At 67.9% G+C, this 26,276-nt stretch carries 13 protein-coding genes; 6 read left to right on the plus strand and 7 right to left on the minus strand.

Annotation, left to right across the window (positions count from 1 at the left end):
• Positions 1-3: 3 nt before the first annotated feature.
• Entirely contained in the window at positions 4-2,307 is a 2,304-nt protein-coding gene (locus AC2YHT_RS16655) for a TonB-dependent receptor (RefSeq protein ID WP_487290895.1), read from the minus strand.
• Between the two features lie 207 nt (positions 2,308-2,514).
• On the opposite strand from AC2YHT_RS16655, the gene AC2YHT_RS16660 reads away from it, so the two are divergent.
• Positions 2,515-3,717, plus strand: coding sequence for a TetR family transcriptional regulator (locus AC2YHT_RS16660; protein ID WP_487290896.1), 1,203 nt, complete (start codon positions 2,515-2,517; stop codon positions 3,715-3,717).
• 14 nt (positions 3,718-3,731) lie between these two features.
• Here the strand turns inward: AC2YHT_RS16660 and AC2YHT_RS16665 are convergent, their stop codons facing one another.
• The 3 genes from AC2YHT_RS16665 to AC2YHT_RS16675 all read right to left on the minus strand — a co-directional run bounded on the left by AC2YHT_RS16665 (position 3,732) and on the right by AC2YHT_RS16675 (position 9,689).
• Entirely contained in the window at positions 3,732-4,382 is a 651-nt protein-coding gene (locus AC2YHT_RS16665) for a GntR family transcriptional regulator (protein WP_487290897.1), read from the minus strand.
• A gap of 187 nt (positions 4,383-4,569) precedes the next feature.
• On the minus strand, positions 4,570-7,329 hold the full coding sequence (locus AC2YHT_RS16670) for a DUF5695 domain-containing protein (protein ID WP_487290898.1): 2,760 nt from the start codon (positions 7,327-7,329) through the stop codon (positions 4,570-4,572).
• Between the two features lie 8 nt (positions 7,330-7,337).
• Complete coding sequence (locus tag AC2YHT_RS16675) at positions 7,338-9,689, minus strand: S9 family peptidase (protein WP_487290899.1); 2,352 nt, start codon at positions 9,687-9,689, stop codon at positions 7,338-7,340.
• Positions 9,690-10,089: 400 nt separating this feature from the next.
• Here AC2YHT_RS16675 and AC2YHT_RS16680 point away from each other — a divergent pair, with 400 nt between their 5' ends.
• From AC2YHT_RS16680 to AC2YHT_RS16695, 4 genes are all read left to right on the plus strand, one after another.
• On the plus strand, positions 10,090-12,465 hold the full coding sequence (locus AC2YHT_RS16680) for a beta-L-arabinofuranosidase domain-containing protein (RefSeq protein ID WP_487290900.1): 2,376 nt from the start codon (positions 10,090-10,092) through the stop codon (positions 12,463-12,465).
• Positions 12,462-14,222, plus strand: coding sequence for a DUF885 domain-containing protein (locus AC2YHT_RS16685; protein ID WP_487290901.1), 1,761 nt, complete (start codon positions 12,462-12,464; stop codon positions 14,220-14,222). The genes AC2YHT_RS16680 and AC2YHT_RS16685 overlap by 4 nt, the downstream gene beginning before the upstream one ends.
• Positions 14,212-15,783 (plus strand): family 43 glycosylhydrolase, encoded by a 1,572-nt coding sequence (locus AC2YHT_RS16690; protein WP_487290902.1) that lies wholly within the window; start codon positions 14,212-14,214, stop codon positions 15,781-15,783. Before AC2YHT_RS16685 ends, AC2YHT_RS16690 begins: the two co-directional genes overlap by 11 nt.
• Before the next feature lie 144 nt (positions 15,784-15,927).
• The gene (locus AC2YHT_RS16695; protein WP_487290903.1) at positions 15,928-17,445 is read left to right on the plus strand and encodes a glycoside hydrolase family 27 protein; all 1,518 of its coding nucleotides are present in this window, start codon (positions 15,928-15,930) and stop codon (positions 17,443-17,445) included.
• Positions 17,446-17,689: 244 nt separating this feature from the next.
• On the opposite strand, the gene AC2YHT_RS16700 is transcribed toward AC2YHT_RS16695, so the two are convergent.
• The 3 genes from AC2YHT_RS16700 to AC2YHT_RS16710 all read right to left on the minus strand — a co-directional run bounded on the left by AC2YHT_RS16700 (position 17,690) and on the right by AC2YHT_RS16710 (position 23,588).
• On the minus strand, positions 17,690-20,350 hold the full coding sequence (locus tag AC2YHT_RS16700) for a TonB-dependent receptor (protein WP_487290904.1): 2,661 nt from the start codon (positions 20,348-20,350) through the stop codon (positions 17,690-17,692).
• Positions 20,351-20,668: 318 nt separating this feature from the next.
• Positions 20,669-22,177 (minus strand): MFS transporter, encoded by a 1,509-nt coding sequence (locus AC2YHT_RS16705; protein WP_487290905.1) that lies wholly within the window; start codon positions 22,175-22,177, stop codon positions 20,669-20,671.
• A 115-nt stretch (positions 22,178-22,292) separates the two neighbouring features.
• The gene (locus AC2YHT_RS16710; RefSeq protein ID WP_487290906.1) at positions 22,293-23,588 is read right to left on the minus strand and encodes a spinster family MFS transporter; all 1,296 of its coding nucleotides are present in this window, start codon (positions 23,586-23,588) and stop codon (positions 22,293-22,295) included.
• Positions 23,589-23,923: 335 nt separating this feature from the next.
• Here AC2YHT_RS16710 and AC2YHT_RS16715 point away from each other — a divergent pair, with 335 nt between their 5' ends.
• Entirely contained in the window at positions 23,924-26,236 is a 2,313-nt protein-coding gene (locus AC2YHT_RS16715; protein WP_487290907.1) for a TonB-dependent receptor, read from the plus strand.
• The last annotated feature ends 40 nt before the right edge of the window (positions 26,237-26,276 follow it).

Here is a 26,276-nt window from a genome sequence, read left to right on the forward strand (position 1 = left end):
GGTTTAGAACTTCACGTTGGCTTCGATGCCGAAGGTGCGCGGCTCGTTGTAGATGGCGTAGGTGCCCAGGGCGACGTTGGTGTTGCGCATGAAGGCGTGCGACTCGTCGAGCAGGTTGCGCGACCAGATCGACAGCTGCAGGTCGGGCTGGTTGTCGCCCATGGCGATGTCGGCCAGGGTCAGGCGGCCGTTGACGATGAACGACTTGTCGCTGAGCGTCGGATCGGTGGTGGTGGTGTACTGGCCGTCGGACCAGTTCGCATCGAGGTGGGCCTTCAGCGTCGCGCCGAGGAACGGGCGGCGGTAGTCGGCCGCCAGGCTGCCGGCGTTCTTGGGGCTGTAGAGCGGATAGATGGTCGCCATCGTGTCGGTGAAGGGGTTGTAGGCCTTCGACAGCTTGAGGTCGGTGTAGGCGTAGCCGCCCGACAGCGTCAGGCCGTCGGCGACCTTGAAGGCGAAGTCCAGCTCGACGCCCTTGGTCGTGGCGCTGGCGGCGTTGGTAGTTTCCAGCGTGCCGCGGTTCTGGTTGAGGATGGTGACGCTGAAGTCGACCTGGGCGTCGGTGATGTCGCCGGTATAGGCCGCGACGTTCACGCGGGCGCGGTTGTCCCAGAACTCGGTCTTGGCGCCGACCTCGAACATCTTGACCTTCTCGGGATCGAAGGTGCGGTAGGTCAGCGAGCGCGAATTGGCGCCGCCGGCCTTGTAGCCGGTGCTCCAGCGACCATAGACGTTGACGTCCGGCGTCACGTCGAAGGCGACGCTGACCATCGGGTCGAAATGGTTCCACTTGGCGTCGAACGGGATGATGCCGGTGATCGTCGCCCCGGCGCCGTTGACGTAGCTGGGCAGGGCGCCGTTGACGATGTCGAGCGTGCCGCTCTTCTTGTCGGTGGTGAAGCGGCCGCCGGCGGTGACGTGCAGGCGGTCGTCGAGCACGGCCGGCGTCCACGAAGCCTGGCCGAAGGCGCCGTAGCTGGTGGTCTTTGCGTGGCTGGCCCGGTCCAGCGCGATCGTGTCGAAGTTCAGCGACAGGTAGCTGTAGGCCGTGCCGGTCGAATTCCACTGCAGGGAGTTCGGCGTCTGGGCGTTGTCGCGCACGTTCTCACGGAAATAGAAGGCGCCGAACACGTAGTCGATGCGGTCGGTCTTGCCGACCAGTTGCAGCTCCTCGCTGGCCTGGTCCTGCCAGAAGCGGGCGACGCTGTAGCGGGCGAAGGTGCCGCCCGGCGAATAGACCGAGAGCATCTCCGAGCCATTGTCGAACTGGTTCTGCTGCAGCTTGCGGTACGAGCTGATCGACTTCAGTTCGAGGTTGTCGCCCAGCTTCCAGTTCAGGTTCAGGCGGTGGCCCCAGGTGTCGCCGTCGCTCACTTGCAGCGGCACGCCGACATTGGCGCTTTCGGCGCGGTCGGACTGCGTCTTCAGCATCGGGGCCAGGGCGTAGAGGCCCTTCTTCTCCAGCTGCACGTAGTAGGGCGTCGAGCCGTCGTACGAGGAGTCGAAGGCGTAGTCGGCGCTGAAGTTGTCGTTCGGACGCCACAGGGCTTCGACGCTCACGCCGCGCTTGTCGTAGCTGTTGAAGTCCGGCTGGCCCGAGGTGGTCGGGTTGGTGACGGTGCCGTCGCGCTTGCTGAGCAGGGCGTCGATCTTGATGCTGACGTCGTGGATCTCGGGCAGGTCGATGTGGGTCTCGGCCTTGTAGGCGTTGTAGCTGCCGTAGCCGAGCGTGGTGTTCATGCCGAACTGGCCGGTCGGGGCCTTGGTGATGATGCTGACCGCGCCGCCTTCGGTGTTGCGGCCGAACAGCGTGCCTTGCGGACCCTTCAAAACCTCGATGCGTTCGACGTCGTACAGCGCCGAGCCCAGGCCCTGGGCGCGGCCCATATAGACGCCGTTGACATAGACGCCGACGGCCTGGTCGCGGGCCGGCTGGTTGGCGTCGCCCAGGGCGCCGATGCCGCGCATGCCGATCGTCAGGGCCGACTTGCGCGAGAAGAACGGAGCCACGCGCAGCGACGGGATCGAGCCGTCGCCCAGGTCCTCGACGGACTGGACGTTACGAGCCTTCAGGGCCTCGGCGTCCATGGCCGAGATCGAGATCGGGGTGTCCTGCAGGTTGGTCTTGCGCTTCTGGGCGGTGACCACGACCTCGTCGAGGCTGATGGCGGCGGAGTCGCCGCCCGGAGCCGCGGCCGTGTCGGCGACGGGCAGGTCGGCGGCGCGCGCCTGGGCGGCGATGGCCAGGGCCGCGGCGCTCGCCAGAAGGGCGGCGCGCAGTGCGGCGCGGTCGGAAGTCTGTCGCATGTCTCTATCCCCTGAAGCGCGACGTCTCGGCGTCTGCGATGCGGGGCGAGTAGCCAGCCTCCATGAACTTGGAACGAACGTTATGTATCGTATTCGTGAAGGTCGCCGTTCGGTGAGCGCGAGGCTTGCGCCGACAGGGGCGGCTGGGGATCATGGGGCATGACCGTATCGCCGCCATCCGCGACCTTCGCGCTGGAACCTCAATCAATGCGGGATTCAAGCGAGAGCGCCGACCGCGCCTCACGCTTGGTCCAGGCCGCGGCGCGACTTATGGCGCAGGAGGGAATCGCCGCCGCGACGGCCCGCGCCGTCGCCTCGGCCGCAGGCGTTTCGCCCAGCGCCATCAACTACAACCTGGGCGGAATGGAACAGTTGTTATCGTCAGCCTTCGCCCTCGGGGCGCAGGAGGCGGGCGACTGGCTGGCGGCGCGGTCGCGCGAGGTCGCCATGCTTCCGCCCGGACCCGACGGGGCGGCGCGGGCGCTGGAGCATGTGCTGATCGAATGGACGGGGCCGGCTCGTCCCCTGGCGCTGCTTTACCAGGAAGCCGTCGCCGAAGGCGCGGGCCTGGACTGGACGCGGGCCTGGGCCGGCTTCTGGCGCGATACGGCCCGGACGCTCGATCTGCCGCCGATCGCCGGCCGTGCCCTGCACGCCTTCTTCGAATCCGAGGCGCTCTATCACCTGTCGCCGTGGTCGCCGGCCCTGGAGCGGGCGGTGCTGCGCGACATGATCGACCACTTCGCCGCCGTCTGGCTGGACGCTCCCGCCCGGCCCGAGGCCGGAGCCCTGCTGGCGGCCGAGCGCGCGGCCGGCGCTCGCCCGCACGGCTCGGTGCCGCTGTCGGCCATGCGCATCGCCTCCGCCGCCGCCGAGGTCGTGGAGGAGAAGGGCCTGGCGGGCCTGACGCACCGCGCCGTCGCCGCCCGGGCGAGCGTCACGACGGGGGCGGTGACGCACTATTTCCGCACCGTCGAGGATCTGGTCGGTGGCGCGATCCGCGGCCAGGTCGCGGCCATGGAGGCCGAGGCCGTCGAGGCCGTCGAGGCCGCGGAGGCTGCGCCCCACATCGACGAGGTGCTGACCCTGGAGCGGCTGCGCGAGGTGCTGATCTTCCACGCCCGCGCCGAGCGTCCGGCCAGCCCGGTGCTGCGCCGTCGCCGGCTGTTCCTGGCGGCCCTGCGCCGCGCCGATCTCGCCGGGGCCGGAGCGGTGATCCGCTATTCCCACGGAGGCACCCTGCGCGACTCCCTTGGCCGGGTCACCGGAAGGTCCGCCGAAGAGGTGGTGCTGGCCGCGGGCGTCGCCTCGCGCCTGCTGTCGGCCATCTGGTTCGCCTGCCGGGCAGACGAGGATCCCGCCGCCGGACGCGAGGCGCTCGCCGACTGGGTCCTGGCGCGGCTGCGCTAGGGGCGGCGCGCGGTTCAGCCCTGCTTGAGCGCCAGCTGCTGGCGCAGGTCGTCAAGCGTGCCCTGGATGTGCTCGGCGAGCAGGGCCTCGACCTTGGCGGCGTCCCCGGCCTTCCACGCCTCGAGAATTTCCCGATGCTCGCGGCTGGCGCGCTCGTCGCGACCGAAGGGCTCCAGGTGGATGCGCACATAGCGCTCCGACAGGATCTGCAGGCGCTCGACCAACTGGCTGGTGATGTGACCGCCGGGGCGGACCAGCGACATGTGGAAGGCGCGGTTGTGGCTGACGTGGTCGCCGTCCGGCCTGCCGAGCGCGGCCTCCAGGGCCGTCAGCGCGGCTTCGGCCCGCTCGTGGTCTTCGGGGCCGGCCTTGATGGCGGCCTTGGCGGCCGCGCCGGGCTCCAGCTTCAGGCGCAGGACGAAGACCTCGCTGGCTTCCTCGGTCGAGACGCCGCGCACCACGTAGCCGCGGTTGGGGTAGGAGCTGAGCAGGCCGTCCTGCTCCAGCCGGCTCAGGGCCTCGCGCAACGGGATCTTCGAGACGCCGAGCTCGGCGGCGATGGCGTCCTGGCGCACGGCGGTTCCCGGCGACATGTCGCCCATCAGGATCTTGAGGCGGACGACTTCGTAGGTCTGCTCTGAGAGCGTGCGAACAATAATGCTCATGATGAACGGAGTATCTTCCAAGGCCGCGACCGGCGGCGCTGCTTCGTTCATCGTATATCAGATAAAACTCTAAGCTGACCAACAACTGACCTGGCTTGAGCAGGAAGCAGCTGCTCACGCTCGCCAATCAAACGAAAACGCCGCCGCTCGAGAGCGACGGCGTTCGTAGAAGGGGCGTCCGCCGGATCTATCGTGGACGCAGGACGATCGTCTTGGCCTTGTCGCCGAGCGGCAGGGTGTAGGCCCCGCGTTCGAAGGTTCCTTCCGCCGGAGCGTAGGCCTTGGCGCCGGCCGTGGTGGCCTCGACCAGCAGGCGCGCCGCCGGGGTGGCCGCATCGGTGGCCGCCAGGGTGAGCGTGATCTCGCCGGTGGCCGGGGCGTAGGTCGCCGCCTCGATCTTGCCGGCCTCCAGCGTCAGCCAGGCGCCGACGGGAGCGACGAACAGGCGGGCGCGGGCGCCGTCCTTGGGCGTGATCCGCACCACGGCGCCGTCGGCTTTCACGTCGCCGCCGAAGCCGAGCCAGCCGAAGGTCGGGTCCTTCACCGCATAGGTGGCCGCCGCATAGGCATGGCCGAAGAAGCCCATGCCGTAGTCGCCGGTCAGCGGATCCCACTTCATCATGTCGGGATAGGAGTGGAAGGCGGCCGAGCCGAAGCCGTCCTGGTCGATGTTGGTGATGCCGCCCATCATGCCGCCGTAGGCCACGCGCAGCAGGTGCAGGTCGGCCGGATCGGCGCGGAAAGCGTCGAATAGCGGCACCGCGTTGAGGGCCGAGCCGTAGTGGTGGATCTGCCGCTCGATGCGCGAATACTTGCCGCCGTACAGGAAGTCCCAATAGCGGCGGGCGTTGCCGTTGTAGCCCCAGCTGGGGATGGTCGGGTCGTAGGCGAGGATCACCTCGCGGGTCTCGTCGGCCTGCGGCTGGTAGCCGAAATAGCGCATCCAGGCGTAGACCTCGGGCTGGCCGGTGGAGTCCCAGGCCATCTCGCTGCCGAACGGATAGGGCAGGGTCTTCCAGTGATCGGCGCGGCCCTTCATCAGGGCCTCGTACTCGGCCGCCTCGGCGGTCATGCCTTCGCGCTTCAGGTCCTTCAGGATGTCGACGAAGACGTCGCCCTCCATCTGGCCGAACTGGGCGTAGTAGGGGGCGTCGCGCATCATCGCCACGGCGGTCATGCGCGCGTGGTCGAGGTACCAGCGCCAGTCGTGGCGGGTGACCAGGCCCTGGTGGTTGCGGGCCAGACGGTAGAGCACCCAGTGGCCGATGGCGACGTGCGGATAGTTGTAGGAGCGGCCCAGGTCGCCAGCGTCCTTCTTCGACCACGAGGTCCAGGAGCGCCAGTCGATCTTGGGATCGTAGTAGTTGGGCAGTTCGTCGGGCTGGTAGTAGAACAGGCTCTTCTTGACCGCCCCGGCCTGCGGGCCGTCGGCGACCTGCAGATTGCCCACGACGGTCTCATCGACCATCCGCTCCAGACGGGAGACCTCGCCGGCGTCGGGGTTGTCGAGCTGCTTCATGATCGCCGCCACCCAGGCGCCGGCGCCGCCTTCGTCGCTCATGCCCGCGACCCAGACCCGCGAGTCCTGGGTGACGATCTTGTTGGTCTCGCGGTCGTAGCTGAGGATCGCCGGCGAGCGGCCGAACGGGTCGGCCTTGTCGTCGAACCACTGCTTCTCGGTGGTGAAGCGGCCAAGGTCCGCCATGGTCTGTTCGAGCGGCTTGGTGACGAAGTAGCTGACCGTCTGCACCTGGCCGTCGGCATAGGTGATCGACAGGGTCGCGCGGCCCCAGCCCGAGGCCTTCACGTCATAGCGCGCCCACCCCTTGCCTTCGCCGCTCGCCGTGGCGGTCAGGGCGCCGGCCGGGAAGCTCTCGACCTTGGCCACCTTGGAGGGCGACTTCAGGAACAGCGAACCCTGCTGGTCGGTGGGCAGCACGTAGCCGGGCACGCCGACGGCCACGGGGCGCTTGTTGGCGACCAGGGTGTCCTCGATGGCGCGGATCGAGGGCGAGGCCACGAATCGCACGCCGATCTCGCGCTTTTCGCCCGGCTGCAGGGTGACGCTGGTCGGCGTGTTCCACTGCTGGCCGGCGTTCTTCCATTCCTTCTCGGCGAAGCCCAGGCTGGCCACGGTCCAGTCGTAGAAACCCTCGGCGGTCTGGCCGCGCTGGGTCTTGTCGGTGAGGATGTCGCCGTCGCCACGCGTGGCGCGGGCCTCGCGGATCGGGCGGTAGGCCTCCAGCGGCGTGCCCTTCTCGGGCAGAACCAGCAGGGCCGGACCCTTGCCGTTCAGGCGGGTGACCTGCAGGTAGCCGGCGTCGCGGCCGATATAAGGATCGACGAAGCTGGCCTGGGCGTGGGCCTCTTCCAGCGAGCGGTCGGTGATGATGTTGTCGAACACCATCGGCAGGCCCAGGCCCCCGATCTCCAGCGGCGTCTTGCCGGTGTTGACCAGGGTGAAGCGCAGGGCCAGCACGCCGTTGTCGTTGACCCAGCGGCGCTCGATACGCACCGGTGCGCCGTCGCCCAGCGAGGCGGTGATATCGGCGGCGGCCAGCACCGCGCCGCCGGCTTTCAGGGCGCGGATCGGCTTGCGGGCGTGGGCCGAACTGAAGTCGCGCCAAGTTCCGCCGGCTTCACGCACGCGCAGATGGATGTCGCCGATGTGGACATAGCCGTCCTCGGCGCGTTCGGCCTCGCGGGCGCCGGGGGTGAAGTCGAAGGCGGCTTCGCCCAGCGGCGACAGGCGCGCCAGGGTCTGGGTGTCGGTCCGCAGGTCGAGCTGAAACTGCTTGGTGCGGTAGGCCGTCTTGGCGATCGGCGGGAAGACCTTCTTTTCTTCCTTGGGCGGTTCTTGCGCGAAAGCCGTCATCGGGACGGGCAGGGCGGCGGAGGCGCCGGCGAGCAGCAGCAGGGCCAGGGAAAGGGAGCGTGCTTTGTTCATCGGGCGCCTCATCGCGTGACCGGAGCCGAGGTCGCCGCTGTGGTCAGCGGCGGCGGGGCTTCGTCGAGCAGATTACGGGTGAAGTAGTCGCGCAGCTTCTTGTGGAAGAAGGGCTGGCCGACGGCGTGGGTGGTGTTGGGCAGGATCACCAGGTCGACGTCGCGGCCGGCCTTGATCAGGGCCTGGGCCAGGCGAAGGCTCTCGGTGACCGGCACGTTGTCGTCGATATCGCCGTGGACCAGCAGCAGCTTGCCCTGCAGGTTGCCGGCGACCGACATGTTTGAGTTGCGCTCCCAGGTGGCTTCGTCGGCCAGGCCCATCGAGACCTCGGGCCACCAGGCCTTGTCCAGGCGCAGGTCGTGGTTGCCCGACGAGGCGACGGCGACCTTGAAGAACTCGGGCCGGCGCAGCACGAAGCGAGCGGCGTCGTAGCCGCCGGCCGAGCCGCCGTAGACGCCGACCCGGGTCGCGTCCATCTCCGGATGCTTGGCCGCCATCTGCTTGATCATGGCGATGTGGTCGTCGAGGCCGACTTCGCCGAGGTTCTGGTAGGCCGGCAGGCGGAAGGCCTGGCCCCGACGAGAGGTGCCGCGACCGTCGATCATCACCACGATCGCGCCGATCTGGGCGACGCTGTTGCCGCCGGCCAGGACGCTTTCGCTCCATTCGACCGGGACCTGGGTTGTGGTTGGGCCGGTATAGACGTTGTCGATCACCGGATAGCGGCGCTTGGGATCATAGCCGGCCGGGCGGAAGATCATGCCGTAGAGCGGAGTCTTGCCGTCGGCGGCCACGCCCTGGAACGGCTCGGGCGGCGTGTAGCCGGCGGCGGCCAGGGCGCTGGCGTCGGCGCGGCCGAGCTCCAGCACGATCTTTCCGTCGGCGGCGTCGCGCAGCACGGTGCGGGTCGGCTGGGTCGGGCTCGACATGGCGTCGACGAACCAGCGGCCGTCCGGCGAGACGCGGGTGTCATGGTCCAGCGGTTCCGGCGTCAGCAGGCGCGGCGCGGCGCCGTCCAAGCCCGTGCGATAGAGGGCGCGGTCGTAGGGGTTGCGGTCGGTCTCGCGACCGACGCCGGTCAGCACCAGGCTCTTGGCGGCCGGGTCGATGTGCTCGATCGACAGGACTTCCCAATTGCCGCTGGTCAGGGCCGCGCCGCCGTCGGGGGCGTCGGGCTTGACGAGGTAGAGCTGGGCCCAGCCCGAACGCTCGGAGATCACCAGCTCGCCGCCGAGCTCGGGCTGCGGCTGGATCTGGGTGGAGGTCACCGTGACGATCGGCTTGACCGCCTCGCGCGCCACGACGGTGGCGGCGCCGGTCTTCGGATCGGCCGAATAGACGACGAGTTGGCCATAGCCGCGCTCGGTCCACTGGATGCGAGGCCGGTCGCCGATCCAGCCGAGGTCCGGATCGGCGGGATAGAGCAGCGACTCGCTAGGGATCTGCAGCGGGACCTGCTTGGCCTTGCCGTCCTTGAAGGCCTGGTCGACGTCGATCACCAGCCGCGTGGCCTGCGGCAGCACCTTGGCGCCGGCCAGCGGATAGACGTAGGCGAAGCTGCGCGGATAGAGGCCGCCGGGGTTCTGCTGGGTGATCGACAGGCGCTCGACGCCGCGAGTGTCGAGGCGCCAGGTCAGGATCTTGGCGCCGTCCGGCGACCAGCGCACCGACACCGGCATGTCCGGCTCCTCGCGGCCGGCCTTCAGGATGTCGGCCAGCTGCGGGATGCCGCGGCCGTAGGGCTGTTCGCGGGTTCCGTCCTGGGTCAGGGCGATCTCGCGGCCGGTCTTCAGTTCGCGGGCGAAGAGGTTGAAGTCGCGGGCGACGATCTCGAAGCGGCCGTCGGGCGACAGGCCTGGGTTCCATTCCGCTTCGTGCGCCTCGGAAAGCTCGCCCTTGGCCGAGAGAGACCAGCGCTTGCCCTGGGCGTCGAAGGAGAGCGCGCCGCCGGCGGTGTCGTAGGCTAGGCGGGCGAGCCACAGGCCGTCGGCCGGGACGGGCTTGCCCAGCGCCGCCGACAGCTTGCCGGCCAGGGCGCGGTCGTCGGTCAGGACGCGGTCCTGCTTGGTGGCCAGATCGACAAAGCGGACCGATCGCTCGCCAGCCTTGCCCTTCAGATAGAGCAGACCCTTGCCGTCGTCGGTGAAGGCCGGCTGCAGGTCGGCGTCGACGATCAGCTTGGCCAGGTTCTGGCGCAGGAAGGCGTCGGCCTTGCGATAGCGTTCGGCGATCGGCGGCTGGGAGGAGGGGGCGGTCGCGGTCGAGGCGGACTTGGTCGTTGTCGCGGCGACGGAAATCACCGGCGTGGACAGGGCCAGGACGGCGCCCGCCGTCATCCACAAGGTCGCTCGTCGCGACATGCGCGTCTTCGTCCGCAAGGCTCACCCCCGTTTCACTTCGTTGCAGAAACGACGGGGCGTGATGCGTCGTCAAGAAGATTATACGATATATGATCAGACTTTTTGCCGACTGCACGCTTGAGGATGGGCAGCGACACGGCGGCTGACGTCCCGTGCTCGCTCCCCGCAAGCGTCTGTATAAGTCGGAGCCTTGGCGTCCATTCGACCTGGCTGAGACGAGCCGGCCAAGCCTCTGACTCGCCTGCACGAATAGAGATCGCGGCCTGCTCGGTCGGTAGGCTCCGTCATGTAGGTCGGGCGCGTTTCGGCGCCGCTTCCCATGTCCCTGCAAATCAGGAGATTGACCTTCGAAAATATGTCTGACTTATTTCGTATACCGTATTAAGTTTGGGGTGCTTCGATGTCCGCCAGCCGCCGTGATTTGCTGCTCGCCACCGCCGCCGTCATGGCGGCCGCCCAGCCGATCCGCGCCTTCGCCGCCGGCAAGGGGCCTTCCGTTCCGACCAAGGCCGCGCCGCTGCCGCTTTCCGACGTGCGGCTGCTGCCGTCCGACTTCGCGACCGCGGTCGAGGTCAACCACGCCTACCTGCTGCGCCTCAGCCCCGACCGGCTGCTGCACAACTTCATGATCTTCGCCGGCCTGCCCGCCAAGGGGGAAATCTACGGCGGCTGGGAATCCGACACCATCGCCGGCCACACCCTGGGCCACTACATGAGCGCCCTGGTGCTGACCTGGCAGCAGACCGGCGACGCCGAATGCCGCCGCCGCGCCGACTACATCGTCTCCGAACTGGCCCGCGCCCAGGCCAGGCGCGGCACCGGCTACGTCGGCGCCCTGCAGCGCAAGCGCAAGGACGGCACGGTCGTCGACGGCGAGGAGATCTTCGGCGAGGTCATGAAGGGCGACATCCGCTCGGGCGGCTTCGACCTCAACGGCTCCTGGTCGCCGCTCTACACGGTGCACAAGCTGTTCGCCGGTCTGCTCGACATCCACGCCGCCTGGGGCAACGCCCAGGCCCTGGAGGTCGTGACCGGGCTGGGCGCCTATTTCGAGAAGGTGTTCGCCGCCCTCGACGATGCCCAGATGCAGACCCTGCTGGGCTGCGAATACGGCGGCCTGAACGAGAGCTACGCCGAGCTCTACGCCCGCACCAAGGACGCGCGCTGGCTGGTGGTGGCCGAGCGCATCTACGACCGCAAGGTCCTGGATCCGCTGGCCGCGCGAGAGGACAAGCTGGCCAACTTCCACGCCAACACCCAGGTGCCCAAGCTGATCGGCCTGGGCCGCCTCTATGAGCTGACCGGCAAGGAGAAGGACGCCACGGCCGCGCGCTTCTTCTGGCAGACCGTGACCCAGCACCACAGCTACGTCATCGGCGGCAACGCCGACCGCGAGTACTTCTCGTCGCCCGACAGCATCGCCGACCACATCACCGAGCAGACCTGCGAGCACTGCAACACCTACAACATGCTCAAGTTGACCCGGCAGCTCTACAGCTGGAAGCCGGACGGCTCGCTGTTCGACTACTATGAGCGCGCGCACCTCAACCACGTGATGGCGGCGCAAAATCCCAAGACCGGCGGCTTCACCTACATGACGCCGCTGATGACCGGATCGACGCGGGGCTTCTCGACCACCGACGACGACGCCTTCTGGTGCTGCGTCGGCAGCGGCATGGAGAGCCACGCCAAGCACGGCGAGTCGATCTTCTGGGAAGGCGAGGGGACCCTGCTGGTCAACCTCTACATCCCGGCCGACGCCCAGTGGAAAGCGCGCGGCGCGGCCCTCAAGCTCGAAACCCTCTATCCGTTCGAACCGGAAAGCCGCCTGACCCTGAGCAAGCTGGCCAAGCCCGGCCGCTTCACCATCGCCCTGCGCGTGCCCGGCTGGGCGAATGGCAAGGCCGTGGTCAGCGTCAACGATGAGGCGGTGACGCCGGTGCTGTCGGGCGGTTACGCCCTGGTCGAGCGCAAGTGGAAGGCTGGCGATGTGGTCTCGATCGCCCTGCCGCTCGATCTGCGGCTGGAAGCGGCGCCCGGCGATCCCAACACCATCGCCTTCCTGCGCGGCCCCATGGTGCTGGCCGCCGACCTTGGTCCCGGCGAAGCCGAATGGAACAGCGCTGATCCGGCCATGGTCGGGACCGATCTGCTGGCCGGCTTTAAGCCGGTCGAGCCGAAGAAGGCGCTCTACGCCGTCGATGGCGTGTCGCGGCCAGGCGCCCTTAGCTTCGCGCCGTTCTACAGCCAGTACGAGCGCCGCAGCGCCGTCTACTTCAAGCGCTTCACCGAGGCCTCGTGGAAGACGGAAGAAGCCGCCTTCCTGGCCGACCAGGCCAAGGCTCGCGACATCGCCGCCCGCTCGGTCGACGTCATGCATCTGGGCGAGATGCAGCCCGAGCGCGACCACAACCTGACCTCCGACATCTCCTATCCGGTCAGCTATCGCGGCCGTAACGGCCGTGACGCCCGCTCAGGCGGCTTCTTCGAGTTCGATATGAAGGTGCGGGCCGGGGCGCTGATCCTGCAGGCCACCTATTGGGGCGGCGAGCGCGCGCGGACCTTCGACATCCTGGTCGACGGGACCAAGGTGGCGACCCAGGTCCTCGACAACGATCGCCCGGGCAAGTTCTTCGACGTCGAGTACCCGCTGGCCGAGGCCCTGACCAAGGGCAAGACCAGCGTCAAGGTGCGCTTCGTGCCGAAGGAGCGGTCGAGCGCCGGGCCGGTGTTTGGCGTGCGGGTGTTCAGCGCCAAGGCTGGAGCCACGGCATGAACCGTCGCGGTTTGATGTTCTCCGGCGCGGCCGTCCTGGGCCTCGCCGCCGCGCCGGCCTGGGCGGTCACCGCCGCCGGTTCGGCCGACAAGCGGTTCGAGGCGATCTACACCGCCGAGTACGACTGGCGGGTCAGCCAGGCCGCGCCGGACGAGGACAATCCCAACGCCCCCAAGCGGCTGCCCGACGTCGGTCCGGCCGTGCAGGCCGCGCGCCTGAAGCGCTGGACCGAGGTGTCGAGCCAGCTCGCCGCCCTTCCGGTCGCCCAGCTGTCGGTCGAGAACAAGATCAACTTCGCCGTCTACAAGGGCCAGATCGACGCCCTGCTGGCCGAGCAGAAGTACCGTGAGTACGAAAAGCCGCTGAGCGCCGACACCAGCTTCTGGGGCGACGTGGCCGAGTGGTCGCGCGGGTCGTTCCGCACCGAGGAGGACTACCGCAACTACGTGGCCATGCTGCGCGAGATCCCGCGCTACTACGGCCAGCAGATCATCAACATGCGCAGCGGCGTGAAGCGCGGCTTCACGGCTGCCAAGATCACCCTGCAGGGCCGCGACGCCGGCGTGGTGCTGGCGGCCGAGGCCAAGACCCCGCAGGACTCGCCATTCTACGCGCCGTTCAAGACCATGCCGTCGGTGATCCCCGCCGCGGTCCAGGCCGAGCTTCGCAGCCAAGCGGCCGAGGCGATCAGCAAGGACGTGACGCCCGCTCACGCCAGCCTGCTGGCCTTCCTGCGCAACGAGTACATCCCCGGCGCGCGGACCTCGCTGGCGGCCTATGACCTGCCGGACGGCAAGGCCTACTACCAGTCCAAGATCGTCGAGTTCACCACCACCGACCACACGCCCGACGAGATCCACGCCATCGGTCTTGCGGAAGTGGCCAAGATCCGTGGCCGGATGCAAGACGTGATCAAGGAGGTCGGCTTCCAGGGCGACCTGCCGGCTTTCCTGACCTATCTGCGCACTGATCCGAAGTTCTACGCCAAGACCCCGCAGGAACTGCTCAACCGCGCCGCCTGGATCGCCAAGACCTTCGACGGCAAGGCCAGCCAGTGGTTCGGCCGCCTGCCGCGCAGCCGCTTCGCCATCAAGCCGGTGCCCGACGAGATCGCGCCGTTCTACACCGGCGGTCGCGGCGGGCCGGGCATCTACCTGGTCAACACCTACGACCTGCCCTCGCGCCCGCTCTATTCGCAGGTTGCCCTGACCCTGCACGAGAGCGCCCCGGGTCACGCTTTCCAGATGCCGCTGGCGGCCGAGAACAAGAACCTGCCGGCCTTCCGCCGCGACACCTATCTGTCGGTCTACGGCGAAGGCTGGGCGCTCTATTGCGAGGCGCTGGGCGAGGACATGGGCATGTACGAGACGCCCTATGACCGCTTCGGCATGCTGAGCTACCAGATGTGGCGCGCCGCGCGCCTGGTCGTCGACACCGGGCTCCACGCCAAGGGCTGGACCCGCGAGCAGGCCCAGAAGTACCTGCACGACAACACCGCCATGGGCGACCACGAGATCGGCACCGAGGTCGATCGCTACATCGCCTGGCCGGGCCAGGCGCTGTCCTACTACATGGGCATGCTGGCCTTCGTGGAGGGCCGCGCCCGCGCTGAGAGGGCCCTGGGGCCGAAGTTCAACATCCGCGCCTTCCACGACGCCGTGCTCGAGATCGGCTCGGCGCCGATCCCGGTGATCCAGGCCCGCATCGACCAACTGATCGCCGATGGCGGCAAGGGGCCCTATCCTGATGAGGAATGAGTTGAAGCGCGCCCTGGTCGCGGGCGCGGCCCTGCTGCTGTCGCCGGTCGCCGCCTGCGCGGCCGGCCCGGAAGCGATCCACGCCCCGGGCAATCCGATCTTGGCCGACGGCCGCTACTACTCGACCGATCCGGCCCCGGTGGTCGACGGCGACACGCTGTGGATCCTGGCCGGCCGCGACGAGGCGGCGCCGGACGTCAACGACTTCATCATGAACGAGTGGCAGCTGCTGGCCACCAAGGACCCGGCGTCCGGCGACTGGCTGCACTATCCGGCCATCGCCAAGCCGCAGGCCGTGTTCAAGTGGGCCGAAGAAGGGCGCGCCTACGCCGGCCAGATCGTGAAGGGCAGGGACGGCAAGTTCTATCTCTACGCCCCCGTGCTGCAGGCCGGCGGTAACGCCAGGGACCGCTTCGCCATCGGCGTGGCCGTCTCTGACAGCATGACGGGACCGTGGGTGGACGCCCATCCGTCCGGCCCGATCATCTCGCAGACTACCCCGGTCGCCAACGACATCCAGAACATCGATCCCACCGTGCTGATCGATGACGACGGCCGGGTCTACATCTACTGGGGCACCTTCGGTCAGCTGCGCGGCATGGAGCTGGCCGCCGACATGGTCACGCCCAAGGGACCCGAGGTGAAGGTCGAAGGGCTGACCGGCTTCTTCGAGGCTCCGTGGCTGATGAAGCGCAAGGGCGTCTACTACATGCTCTACGCCGGCAATCGCGCGGGTCCGAAGTCGGACTGCACGCCGGCCGTCTATCACGCCTGCATCGCCTACGGCACGGCGAGCTCGCCGCTGGGGCCGTGGACCTATCGCGGCGTGATGCTGGGCCCGGTGTCGTCGACGACCTCGCACTCGGGCGCGGTAGAGTTCAAGGGCCGCTGGTATATGGCCTACCACACCGCCGACGCGGCGGGAGGCGGCCACTTCCGGCGCAGCGTCGCCCTGGATCCGATCGAGTGGGACGACAGCGTCAGCCCGCCGGCGATCCGCAAGCTGATCCCGACCCGCCGCCCGCAAGCCCCGCCGGCCCCGACCCGCAATATCGCCGGCCAGGCGACCGCCGCGGCCTCCAACGAGCCGATCCCGGTCCAGTACTGGATCAAGGCGCTGAACGACGGGATCACCAAGGCCTCGCCCTTGCCGCCCGACACCTGGGGCACCTGGTCGCCCAACAATCCGCCGCGTCAGTGGGTCGAGTACCGCTTCGACGCGCCGGTGACCGTTGACGGCGCCCGCATCTGGTTCTGGGGCGACCAGCCAGCCGGTTCGGGCATCGGCGTCGCCCCGCCCAAGGCCTGGCGCATGGAGTACTGGGACGGCGGCTGGAAGCCGGTCGCGGGTCCCAAGGGCTTCGGCACGGACGTCGGCGCCTTCCAGGACGCAAGCTTCGCGCCCGTGACGACCCGCTGCCTGCGGGCGGTGTTCGACGCCTCCTCGGCCGGCGGAACCTACGCCGCCGTCGCCGTCCAGGAGTGGGAGGTGCTGGCCCCCAGCCCGGCGCTTCCCAAGTCGGGCTCGGGCCATGCGCCGCCCTGCGAGGCCGCGCGCTGAGCCGACTATGGACGATCCGCGCGCCGGGCCGGGCGCGCGGATCGTCTTGACCGATTTATCGAGGCCCTGGCGTCGCGCCGGGCCTGAGCTTTGCTGCGCCTGTCGCAGCCTGATCCAGACCCCTATCCAGACTAAGGAGATCGCATGCGTCGCCTGCTAACCCCGCTCGCCCTGGGGCTCGTCGCCTCGCACGCCGCCATGGCCTCGCCCGCCGCCCAGCCGGGGCTGGCCGGTGTCTGGACCTTCGATAACGCGCCGTCCTATCCGGGCATCACCCTGATGAAGATCGAGCAGAAGGCCGGCAAGCCGACCGGGACCGTCACGACCGCTTGGTACGGCTCGATGGACATGCAGAACCTCGTCGTGAAGGACGGGGTGGCGACCTTCGAGCTGCGCAATCTCAACGACAAGGACAAGCCCACCCGCCAGTGGACCGCGACCCTGAAGGGCGCCGGGGTCTCCCTGGCCGGCGACATCTGGTACGCCCATGTCGAGCAGGACGGCCGCCGGGGCACGGCCGCCGACGCCAAGGCCCGCGCCTTCACCAGCACCAGCCTGCCGCCGATGGGCGAACTGGCCGCCGACGGCCTGGCCGCCAAGCCGCCGATGGGCTGGAGCAGCTGGAACAAGTTCGGCGCCGAGATCGACGACAAGACGGTCCGCGCCATGGCCGACGCCATGGTCGCCTTCGGCCTGCGCGACGCCGGCTATGTCTATGTCAACATCGACGACGGCTGGCAGGGCGAGCGCGGCGCCGACGGCGTGCTGCGGCCCAACGACAAGTTCCCGGACATGAAGGCCCTGGCCGACTATGTCCATTCGAAGGGGCTGAAGCTTGGCATCTACAGCTCCCCCGGTCCCAAGACCTGCGCGGGCTACGCCGGCAGCTACGGCCACGTGGCCCAGGACGCCAAGACCTTCGCCGAGTGGGGCGTCGACTATCTGAAGTACGACCTGTGCTCGGGCGAGTGGTTCTATGCCGACGCCGACACCGTCAAGCGCACCTACTACGAGATGGGCGCGGCGCTGCGGGCCACCGGTCGGCCGATGATCTATTCGCTGTGCCAGTACGGCCGCTTCGACGTCGGCGCCTGGGGCCGCCAGGTCGGCGGTCACCTGTGGCGCACCACCGGCGACATCACCGACGACTATCCGACCATGGCCAAGATCGGCTTCGACAAGAACGGCAAGCCCGAGTTCGCCGGTCCCGGCGGCTGGAACGATCCGGACATGCTGGAGGTCGGCAACGGCGGCATGACCAAGGACGAGTATCTGACCCACATGAGCCTGTGGGCCATGTCGGCGGCGCCGCTGATGATGGGCCACGACCTGCGCGAGACCGGCGCCGAGGTGCTGAAGATCCTCGAGAACCGCGAGGTGATCGCCATCGACCAGGACGCCCGCGGCGTGCAGGGCAAGGCCGTGCGCAAGGATGGCGTGACCGAGGTCTGGAGCAAGCCGCTGGCCGACGGCCAGGTGGCCGTGGCGCTGTTCAATCGCGGCGACAAGCCGGTCCGGATGGAGCTGAAGGCGGCCGACGCCGGCGTCGCCGGCTTGGCGGTCGTGCGCGACCTCTGGCGCGGCGCCGATCTGCCGGCCGGCGAGCAGGCCTTTGAGGTGCCGGCGCGCGGCGTCGTGATGGTGAAGGTGAAAGGGAGCTGAGGCTTCCTTTCAGGCCGTAAAGGCGAGGGGCGCGGGCCATTCGGTCCGCGCCCCTTTTTTCATGGGTGACGATCTGAGGCCCCGAGGGCTTGTGTCACGACGCGCTGTGATGACCGGCCCGGCTCCGCGAAGCGGACAAGAAGAAGGGGAGGGGCGATGATCGCCTCCTCCCCTGGGAGCGGCTGGGGGACTAGAGCCGCTCGTTGACGGCGTCCGGTTGGGGCCGGACGCCGGTTGGTGTTGGTCAGTAGCGGAAGCGGGCGCTGACCTGCAGGGTGCGGGCCTGTACGCGCACGCCCAGGGGCAGCGAGCGCTCCTGGCCCCAATAGACGTTGTTGTTTTCCTTCAGCAGATTGGTGCCTTCGACGCTGAGGGTCAGTTGCTTGACCGGCGTCCAGTTCACGGCTGCGTCGAGGCGCGAGGTCGCGTCGTTGTAGGGCGAGTACTCGGGATATTCCTGCCACACCGTGACCTTGTAACGGGCGCGGTAGTTGTAGGCGAGGCGGGCGCTGAACTGCGGCGTGTCGTAGTAGAGCGCCAGATTGTAGGTGTACTTCGAGGTGCTGTCGGCGTCGTAGACGCCGGGGATGGCCCGCTGCGCCGGATCATCGAACGGATAGCGGATCTCGAACTTGTCCATGTAGGTGAAGTTGGCGCTGGCGCCGAAGTTGCGCAGCTTGCCGGGCAGAAAGTCGAAGAAGCCGCTGGCGTTGAACTCGTAGCCCAGGAACTCGCCCGGACCCGCGTTGCGCAGCTTGTAGACTGTGCCGGTGGTCCCCAGTTCGGGAACGTACTCGTCCACACCGCTGTAGTAGATGTAGCCGTCCGGCTTCTTCAGGAAGGCGCCGGCCGACAGCACGCCGCCGCGACCGAAGTAGTATTCGAGCGAGGCGTCGTAGTTGGTCGAGCGGTTGGCCTTCAGTTCGGGGTTGCCCGAATAGACGACGTTGACGGCGGCCAGCACCGTCTTCCAGGATGAGGTGTCCAGGAAGTTGGGGCGCTGGATGTCGCGCGTATAGGCCAGGCGCAGTTGCATCTTGGACGTGAGGTGGATGATCGCATTGATGCTGGGCAGGACGTCGACATAGCTGCCGCCGCCTTGCGTCTCGGTGATGACCTCGTTCCAGTCCTTGTCGAGATTGTAGATGGCGCTGGCGATCGTGCCCTTGGTCTTGGTCACCCGCACGCCAGCCACGCCGTCGATCGGCACGTCGCCCACGTCGAAGCCGTAGTAGACGTTGCCGAAGCCCGCCAACTGCTTCTCGTTGGAGACGTAGCTCTGTCCGCGGTTGTTGGACGGCTTTTCGGTGGTCCAGCCGACGGCCTGGCGGACGGCCGCCATGTTGGCCATCAGGGCTTCGCCCGACAGATGGTGCCAGGTGTTCGAAGCGTCGCCGATCTTCACCGTGGTGGTGGCGTAGTCGCTGCCCGTGACGAAGCTGGTCAGGGCGATCGAGGTGTCGGCGTCGCGATAGCCGTAGTCGCGGGTGGTGTCGCGGTTCTCGTATCGCAGGCCGGCCTGCAGGCGACGGATCAGTTTGTCGTCGCTGACCTTGTAGGAGACGTCGACCTTGGCGACCGCTTGCTTGCTGTCGGCGTAGGTCTGCTCGTCGTGGACATTGTACAGGCGATAGTTGGCGACGTTGCTCAGGTCCGTGGTCGGGAAGGTGACGTAGGGGCCGCGGCCCGGGACCTTGCTGGAGTTCAGGTCGACGTCGACGGTCTTGATCGGCGAGCCGCTGCTGTCGAGCAGGCGGTACAGCGTCAGGACGCCGTAATAGTTGGTGTCGCTCCAGTTATACTGCAGCTGGCCCGTGACGCTGAGATCGTCCTTGTTCCAGTGAGCTTCGAGGTTGGTGGTGTAGTTGTTGGACTCCACCTCTTCCCGATAGGACTGGACGCTGGCGTCGACGCCGTTGGCGTTGCTCAGGGTCAGCGATTGGACGGTGCGTCCGTCTGATCCCAGCACCAGGTTCGAGACGGTGTGGTTGTCGTTGCGCACGGTGACGTGCAGGCGGTCGCGCGAGCGGGTCTCGTCGCTGCCGAAGTACGAACCTTCAAGCACGATGTCGAAGTTGTCGTTCACGCGCCATTGGTAGGCGAGGTTGACGGACGGGCGCTCGATCGAGCCGTCCTCGATGCCGTAGTTGATCGCGTAGGGCGCGATGGCGTTGGCGTGACCCAGGGCGGTCACGCTGGTCAGGGCGTTGCCGAAGAAGGTGCTCGGCGACTCGCTCTCTATGTACTGCTCTTGGTAGTTGTTCTTCGAATAGGCGATGTTGGCGAGGAAGCCCATCTCGCCGAGGTTGGTGTCGAACCGGTTGGCGACCAGCAGGCTGGCGTAGGGGCTGTTGGTGCCGCCCGTGCTGCCGTGCACGTTCTTGACGCTGCCGGCGAGGGTCCAGCCGTCACGCAGGTCCAGCGGACGGCGTAGTTCGACGTTGACCGCGCCGGCGATGCCGCCTTCGTCCTGGTCGGCGGTGCGGGTCTTGTAGACCTGAACCGACTTCAGCAGTTCGGCGGGGATGTCGGCCAGGGTTGCCGAGCGACCTTCGCCCGCGCTGTTGCTGTTGCCGTTGATCGTGGTCGAGACGCCCGTCATCCCGCGGATGGTGATGTTGGTGCCTTCGCCGTGGATGCGCTCGATCTGCACGCCGGTGACCCGCGACAGAGCTTCCGGGACGTTGTTGTCGGGCAGCTTGCCGACGTCTTCGGATTCGATCGACTCGACGATCTGGGCGGATTTCCGCTTTCTGTCGGCCGCGGCGCTGAGGCTGCCGCGGATGCCTTTGACGAGCACCTCATCGACGACATTGGTGTCGTCATCGGTCTTCTTGTCTGACTTTTCCGAAACGCTCGTTGCGCTTGTCTGCGCGTCCTGCGCGAGCGCTTGATTTCCAACCATAATTGCCGCCGCGCTCGTAGCGACCAGCAACCAATTCTTCCCTCGGACCTGCATTTGTCCTCTCCCCTGACAAATTCGTGACAGGGAGGAACGCATATAACTCAGACAAGGTCAAAATAAATTATACGATATATCCGGACGGAATTGATCGGCCTGAATGGCGCGCATTCGGAGCCCTGGGATGCGGCGTGGGGCGTCTTGTTGCGGGGCTGAAGCGTCTCGCGGCATGAACGGCCGACAAGGGCCGAGCGCCGCGCAACACGAGCGTCGGGAACGACGTTTTCGGGTGCGAAAGACGTTTCGGCCGCGGGTGGAAAATCAGCCGCGCTGAGGGCGTCCGCTGAGGTCGGCGCCGGCGTCCGGGGCGAAGCGGCGGTTCCAGATCGTCGCCGAGGCCGAGATCGCCGTGACGATCAGGAAGGCCAGGGTGAAGTCGGCCAGCCGAGGCGAGGCGTGGTCGCCCGCCAGCATGCCGACATGTAGGGCCAGGGCGCCGGCGCAGACGCCCAGTGACAGCATCAGCTGCTGGAAGGTGGCGTAGAAGCTGGTGGCCGCGCTCATCCGCTCGGGCGGGATCTCGTCATAGGCGATGGTGTTGTAGGCGGTGAACTGGAACGACATGCAGAAGCCGCTGGCCATCAGGGTCAGGAAGATCAGCCAGATCGGCCATTCGGGCCGGAAGAGACCGCAGACCGCGTAGCCGGCGCTGGCCGCCAGGCCGCCGACGATCATGCTGTTCCTGAAGCCGAAGCGGCGCAGGATGCGCGGCGCCAGGCTCTTCATCGCCAGCGAGCCGATTGCTCCGGCGATGGTGATTGAGCCGCTGGCGGCGGCGGTCATGCCAAAGCCAAGCTGCAGCATCAGCGGCAGCAGGAACGGCTGGGCGCCCTGGGTGATGCGGGTCAGCGAGCCGCCGATTACCGACAGCCGGAACGACGGCACGGCCATCAGCGACAGATCGAGGATCGGGTCGGCGCGCCGGCGGGCGTGACGCAGATAGAGTCCGCCCGCGACCAGACCGACGGCGATCAGGGCCAGGGCCTGGGGCAGCTCTCCGCTGCGGCTGGTCATCTCGAAACCGAACAACAGGCAGCCGAGCGAGGCGCCCGACAGCAGGAAGCCGACCGGATCGGCCCGCACCGGCGTCTCGCCGCGCACCTCGTCGATGAACAGGGTGACCAGCACGATGCCCAGCACGCCGATCGGGATGTTCAGGTAGAAGATCCAGCGCCAGTCCAGATAGGTGACGATGAAGCCGCCGATCGGCGGGCCCAGGATCGGGCCGATCAGGGCCGGGATGATCAGCCAGGACATCGCCGAGACCATGTCCTGCTTGGCCACCGACCGCAGCAGCACCAGCCGGCCGATCGGGATCATCATCGCCCCGCCGATGCCTTGCAGGAAGCGGGCGAGGATAAGCAGCGGCAGGCTGGTCGCCTGGCCGCACAGCACCGAGCCGCCGACGAAGACCGCGATGGCCAGGCGGAACACGGTCTTGGAGCCGAAGCGGTCGGCCAGGCGTCCGCTGGCCGGGATGAAGATCGCCAGGGCGAGGAGATAGGCGGTGAGGGCCGAGCTCAGGCTGGGGGCGGGCACGCCGAAGTCACGGGCCATGGTCGGCAGGGCGGTGGCCAGCACCGTGGCGTCCATCTGCTCCATGAAGAGCGCGCAGGCGATGATGACGGCGACGAGGCGGTAGGGCGGCCGCTTGCGGTCGTCGATCGCCGGCGCATCTGGCGCGCGGGTGACGCCGTCGGCGGCCGGAAGGATGCCGTCGCGGACCTCGGAATTGATCGACGCCAGGCCTCGCCGCCTCAGCCTGGTCACGCACGGGCCTCGTGTTCGGAGGTCGCGACAGGGGGCGAGGGGCGGCGATAACGTAGGGTCACGGAGCGGTTTAGACGCCCTGCGAGGCGTCGGCGCAACCCCTTTGGGTCGTCGGTCAGGCCGGGATCGAGCGCTTCAGCCGAGCGGCGGCGAACACCAGGCAGGCGCCGCCGGCCACCGCGCTGAGCTGCATCAGCGAGATCGACGAGGCCAGGCCGTCGGCCGCGCCGCGGGCGACGAACAGGTCGCTGAGCCAGCCGGTCAGGAACGGGCCCACGCCCATGCCGATGACGTTGAGCACGAACAGCATGCTGGCCATGCCGACGGCGCGCAGGCGCGGCGGCAGCAGCATCTGGCCGGCGGCGAACAGCGGGGCCGAGAAGGCCGAGCCGGCCAGCTCGGCGATGAAGTAGCAGAGATAGGCGGTGGGGCCGCTGGTCTGGAAGAACAGCAGGATCGCCGGGCCCATGACGCCGATGCCGATCATCGGCAGCCACAGGTACCAGCGGGCGTCGCGGCCGCCCAGACGGTCGGCGGCGAAGCCGAAGATCAGGGTGCCGACGAAGCCGGTGACGCCCTGCAGCAGTCCGCTCAGCGAGCCGACCTCGGTCGAGCTCATGTGCTGCACGCGGATCATGTAGGTCGGCACCCAGTTCTCGAAGGCGCTGGCCGAGGCCGAGATCAAGGCAAAACCCAGGGCGATCGGCAGGAAACAGGGGTGGCTGACGATGTGGCCGGCCGCTTCCTTCAGCGAGTACTGGCGGGCGTTCTCCTCGGTGGCGGCGTCGAAGGTCCCGCGCGGCGGCTCGCGCACGATCAGGAAGAACAGCGCCGCCACGATCATCCCGGGAAAGCCGACGATCAGGAACGCGCTACGCCAACCGAAATGATCCTCCAGCACGCCGCCGAAGGTCAGGCCCGCCCACATGCCGATCGAGATGCCCAGGCTGTAGACGGCGATGGCCGCCCCGCGCCGGGCCTGCGGGAAATAGTCGGAAATCAGGGAGTAGGCGGCGGGCGAGCAGCCCGCCGACGAAACGGCGATGCCGAACCGCGCCAGCGCCAGGCCCATGAAGTTGCCCACGAAGCCGCTGATGACGGTCAGGGTGCTCCAGGTGCCGATGGCGGCGGCGATGATCGCTCGGCGCGAGCCCTTGTCGGCCAGGCGCGCGATCGGAAAGCCCGCCAGCGAATAGAGCAGGGAAGAGCCGAAGCCGGTCAGCAGGCCGATCTCGGTATTGGAGACCTTCAGGTCGCGGCTGATCGGATCGACCAGGATGATCAGCAGGAAACGGTCGATCCAGCTGAAGGTGTAGACCAGGGTCAGCATGGCCAGGACGATCCAGGCCCGGCTCGACACCTTCGAAGGGGCCGGTGCGGGCGTTGCGTCGGCGATAGCGGCGTCGGCCATGTTGGTTCCGTGGGAGACTCTGACCGCTCCGACGAACCACGGCGCGTGTCGCGGGTAGATGTCGTTCTCGGCAACCATGCTTGGCGGGCCGCGTAACGAACCGCTGGCCCGCTTGGGAAGCGTCGCCGTTCACTTCCAAATTCGCGCAACCATCATTGTGCAACGCGACATTCTCGCTGGCGGGCTCCTGCCAAATCCTCGCATGGAGACCGGCTTGAGCGAGACGCGGGCGGCCTTTCCGGGAGGAGGAAAGCGCCAGGAACCCGCGCCCGCAGCACCCTCGATCAAGAGGCCAGGCCCGTCCGAAGGCTTTCAAGCTCAAGGGGATAATCGTGATGTATTCGGATTTCGTGACGGCTCGCCGACGTAAGCGCGGCCTGAAGGCGACGCTGATGGTCGCCGGGATGCTGGCGGCCGTGTCGCCGACCCTCGCCTGGGCGCAGACCGCGACGGCGCCGGCCGACGACAACGTCGTGCCCGAACTGGTCGTCACCGCCCAGAAGCGTTCTGAGAACGTGCGCGACGTGCCGCTGAGCATCAGCGTTCTGACCGGCGACCAACTGGCCAAGCAGCACGTGGCCAACTACGCCGATCTCGCCCGCAGCACGCCGGGCCTGTCGTTCAGCAACACCGGCAACAGCGGCCTGTCGCGCATCAGCCTGCGCGGCATCAGCTCGTCCCAGGGCTCGGCGACGGTCGGCGTCTATCTGAACGACGTGTCGCTGACGATCCCGAACCAGTTCTTCACCGGCGTGACCCTGCCGCGGCTGTTCGACCTCGACCACGTGGAGGTGCTGCGCGGGCCGCAGGGCACGCTCTACGGCGACAGCTCGCTGGGCGGCACCCTGCGCTTCATCACCAAGACGCCGAAGCTGGGCGACTATGAGAGCAGCGCCGAGGGCGAGGTCTCGCACACCGACGAAGGCGGCGTGAACTACCTGTTCGGCGGCATGATCAACGCTCCGGTCGGCGAGAACGCCGCCTTCCGCCTTGCCGTGCAGCGCGAGTACCAGAGCGGCTTCGTCGACCACGTCAATTCGGCCGGCGTCGTCGACAACAAGAACGTCGACGCCGAGCGCACCACGGCCCTGCGCGCCAGCTTCCTGTGGGAGCCGACCGACGACCTGAAGGTCAGCTCGACGGTGCAGTGGCAGCAAACCGACGCCGACGACACCGGCATCACCAAGCTGTCGCTGGGCAAGTTCCAGGAGAACCGGCCGGTGCGCGAGCCCAGCCAGGACACCCTGTTCGCGCCGAGCGTGACGGTGGAGAAGCGCTTCGGCGACCTGACCTTCACCTCGATCAGCGGCTACGCCTATCGCAGCTTCGACCGCCAGTTCGACGGTTCGATCTATGACAGCGAGTACGTCGCCAGCGTGCTCGACGACAGCTATGGCGACACCTACGAAACCATCGCGGCCCTGCCGGGGATCATGCGCAACAAGGACGCCGTGGCGACCTACAGCCAGGAGTTCCGCCTGGCCTCGCCGTCGCTGGCCGAGAGCGGCAAGCGCTACGAGTGGCAGGTGGGCGCCTATTTCGCCAAGCAGAAGATCACCAGCCTCGACCACGAATACGTGCTGGGCCTGGACGCCGCCGTCGCCTCCGAACTGGGCACGACGACGCAGGACGCCCTGGGCTACGCCACGCCGGGCGGCCTGATCGGCTACTTCAACTCGGTGCGCCGCAACAACCAGATTGCCGTCTTCGCCGAGGGCTCGTTCAAGGTCACCGACAAGCTCAAGGCGACCGTCGGGCTGCGCCAGGTCAAGGCGTCCAGCCAGTACGCGCTGGAAGAGGGCGGCTGGCTGGCCGACGGCGCGCCGGCCCATGACGACGCGTCCACCCGCTCGGCGCCGCTGACGCCGAAGTTCGCGGTGACCTACGAGGCGTCCAAGTCGGTGTCGCTGTACGCCAACGCCGCCAAGGGCTTCCGCCTGGGCGGCCAGAACAACGCCCTGACCTCGTTCTGCGCGGCCGACGTCGCCAGCCTCGGCCTGTCGGACGCCAAGAGCTATCGTCCCGACAGCCTGTGGAGCTACGAGGGCGGCGCCAAGACCCGCCTGTTCGACGGTCGCGTGACCTTCAACGCCTCGGCCTTCTACATCGACTGGAAGAATGTCCAGCAGTCGGTGCGCCTGTCGACCTGCGGCTCGGTGATCACCGGCAACGCCGGCGACGCCCGCAGCCAGGGCGGCGAGTTCGAACTGCGCGCGGCCCTGACCGACAACCTGACCCTCAACCTGTCGGGCGCGGTCACCGACGCCAAGATCACAGAGGCGGCCAAGGGCACCGGCGCGGTCGACGGCTCCAAGCTGCTGGGCACGCCGGAGAACACCTTCTCGGTGGGCTTCGACTACGACCATGCGATCACCGACCGCATCGACGGCTTCGCCAGCGTGAACTGGTCGCATACGGGCGAGAGCTACGGCTCTTACTCGACCACCAGCAAGGACTATCGCCGTCCGTCCTACGACCTGGTCGACGCCAGCATCGGTGTGGATGTCGCGGACATCCAGCTGTCGCTGTTCGCCAAGAACCTGCTGAACGAGGACACCATCATCCAAAAGCCCTCGGTTCTGTTCGTCACCCAGGGCCTGGCGCTGCGTCCGCGCACCGTGGGCCTGAACGTGAAGGCGAAGTTCTAGTCTCCGAGAGGAGCGCCATCCCGGCTTTCCGCTTCGCTGC

The organism is Caulobacter sp. SRI_008, assembly GCF_057586355.1.

What these genes read in the sequence shown, in the direction of transcription:
- AC2YHT_RS16655 (WP_487290895.1), bottom strand. Translation starts at nt 2,307, where the DNA reads ATGCGACAGACTTCCGACCGCGCCGCACTGCGCGCCGCCCTTCTGGCG.
- AC2YHT_RS16660 (WP_487290896.1), top strand. Translation starts at nt 2,515, where the DNA reads ATGCGGGATTCAAGCGAGAGCGCCGACCGCGCCTCACGCTTGGTCCAG.
- AC2YHT_RS16665 (WP_487290897.1), bottom strand. Translation starts at nt 4,382, where the DNA reads ATGAGCATTATTGTTCGCACGCTCTCAGAGCAGACCTACGAAGTCGTC.
- AC2YHT_RS16670 (WP_487290898.1), bottom strand. Translation starts at nt 7,329, where the DNA reads ATGAACAAAGCACGCTCCCTTTCCCTGGCCCTGCTGCTGCTCGCCGGC.
- AC2YHT_RS16675 (WP_487290899.1), bottom strand. Translation starts at nt 9,689, where the DNA reads ATGTCGCGACGAGCGACCTTGTGGATGACGGCGGGCGCCGTCCTGGCC.
- AC2YHT_RS16680 (WP_487290900.1), top strand. Translation starts at nt 10,090, where the DNA reads ATGTCCGCCAGCCGCCGTGATTTGCTGCTCGCCACCGCCGCCGTCATG.
- AC2YHT_RS16685 (WP_487290901.1), top strand. Translation starts at nt 12,462, where the DNA reads ATGAACCGTCGCGGTTTGATGTTCTCCGGCGCGGCCGTCCTGGGCCTC.
- AC2YHT_RS16690 (WP_487290902.1), top strand. Translation starts at nt 14,212, where the DNA reads ATGAGGAATGAGTTGAAGCGCGCCCTGGTCGCGGGCGCGGCCCTGCTG.
- AC2YHT_RS16695 (WP_487290903.1), top strand. Translation starts at nt 15,928, where the DNA reads ATGCGTCGCCTGCTAACCCCGCTCGCCCTGGGGCTCGTCGCCTCGCAC.
- AC2YHT_RS16700 (WP_487290904.1), bottom strand. Translation starts at nt 20,350, where the DNA reads ATGGTTGGAAATCAAGCGCTCGCGCAGGACGCGCAGACAAGCGCAACG.
- AC2YHT_RS16710 (WP_487290906.1), bottom strand. Translation starts at nt 23,588, where the DNA reads ATGGCCGACGCCGCTATCGCCGACGCAACGCCCGCACCGGCCCCTTCG.
- AC2YHT_RS16715 (WP_487290907.1), top strand. Translation starts at nt 23,924, where the DNA reads ATGTATTCGGATTTCGTGACGGCTCGCCGACGTAAGCGCGGCCTGAAG.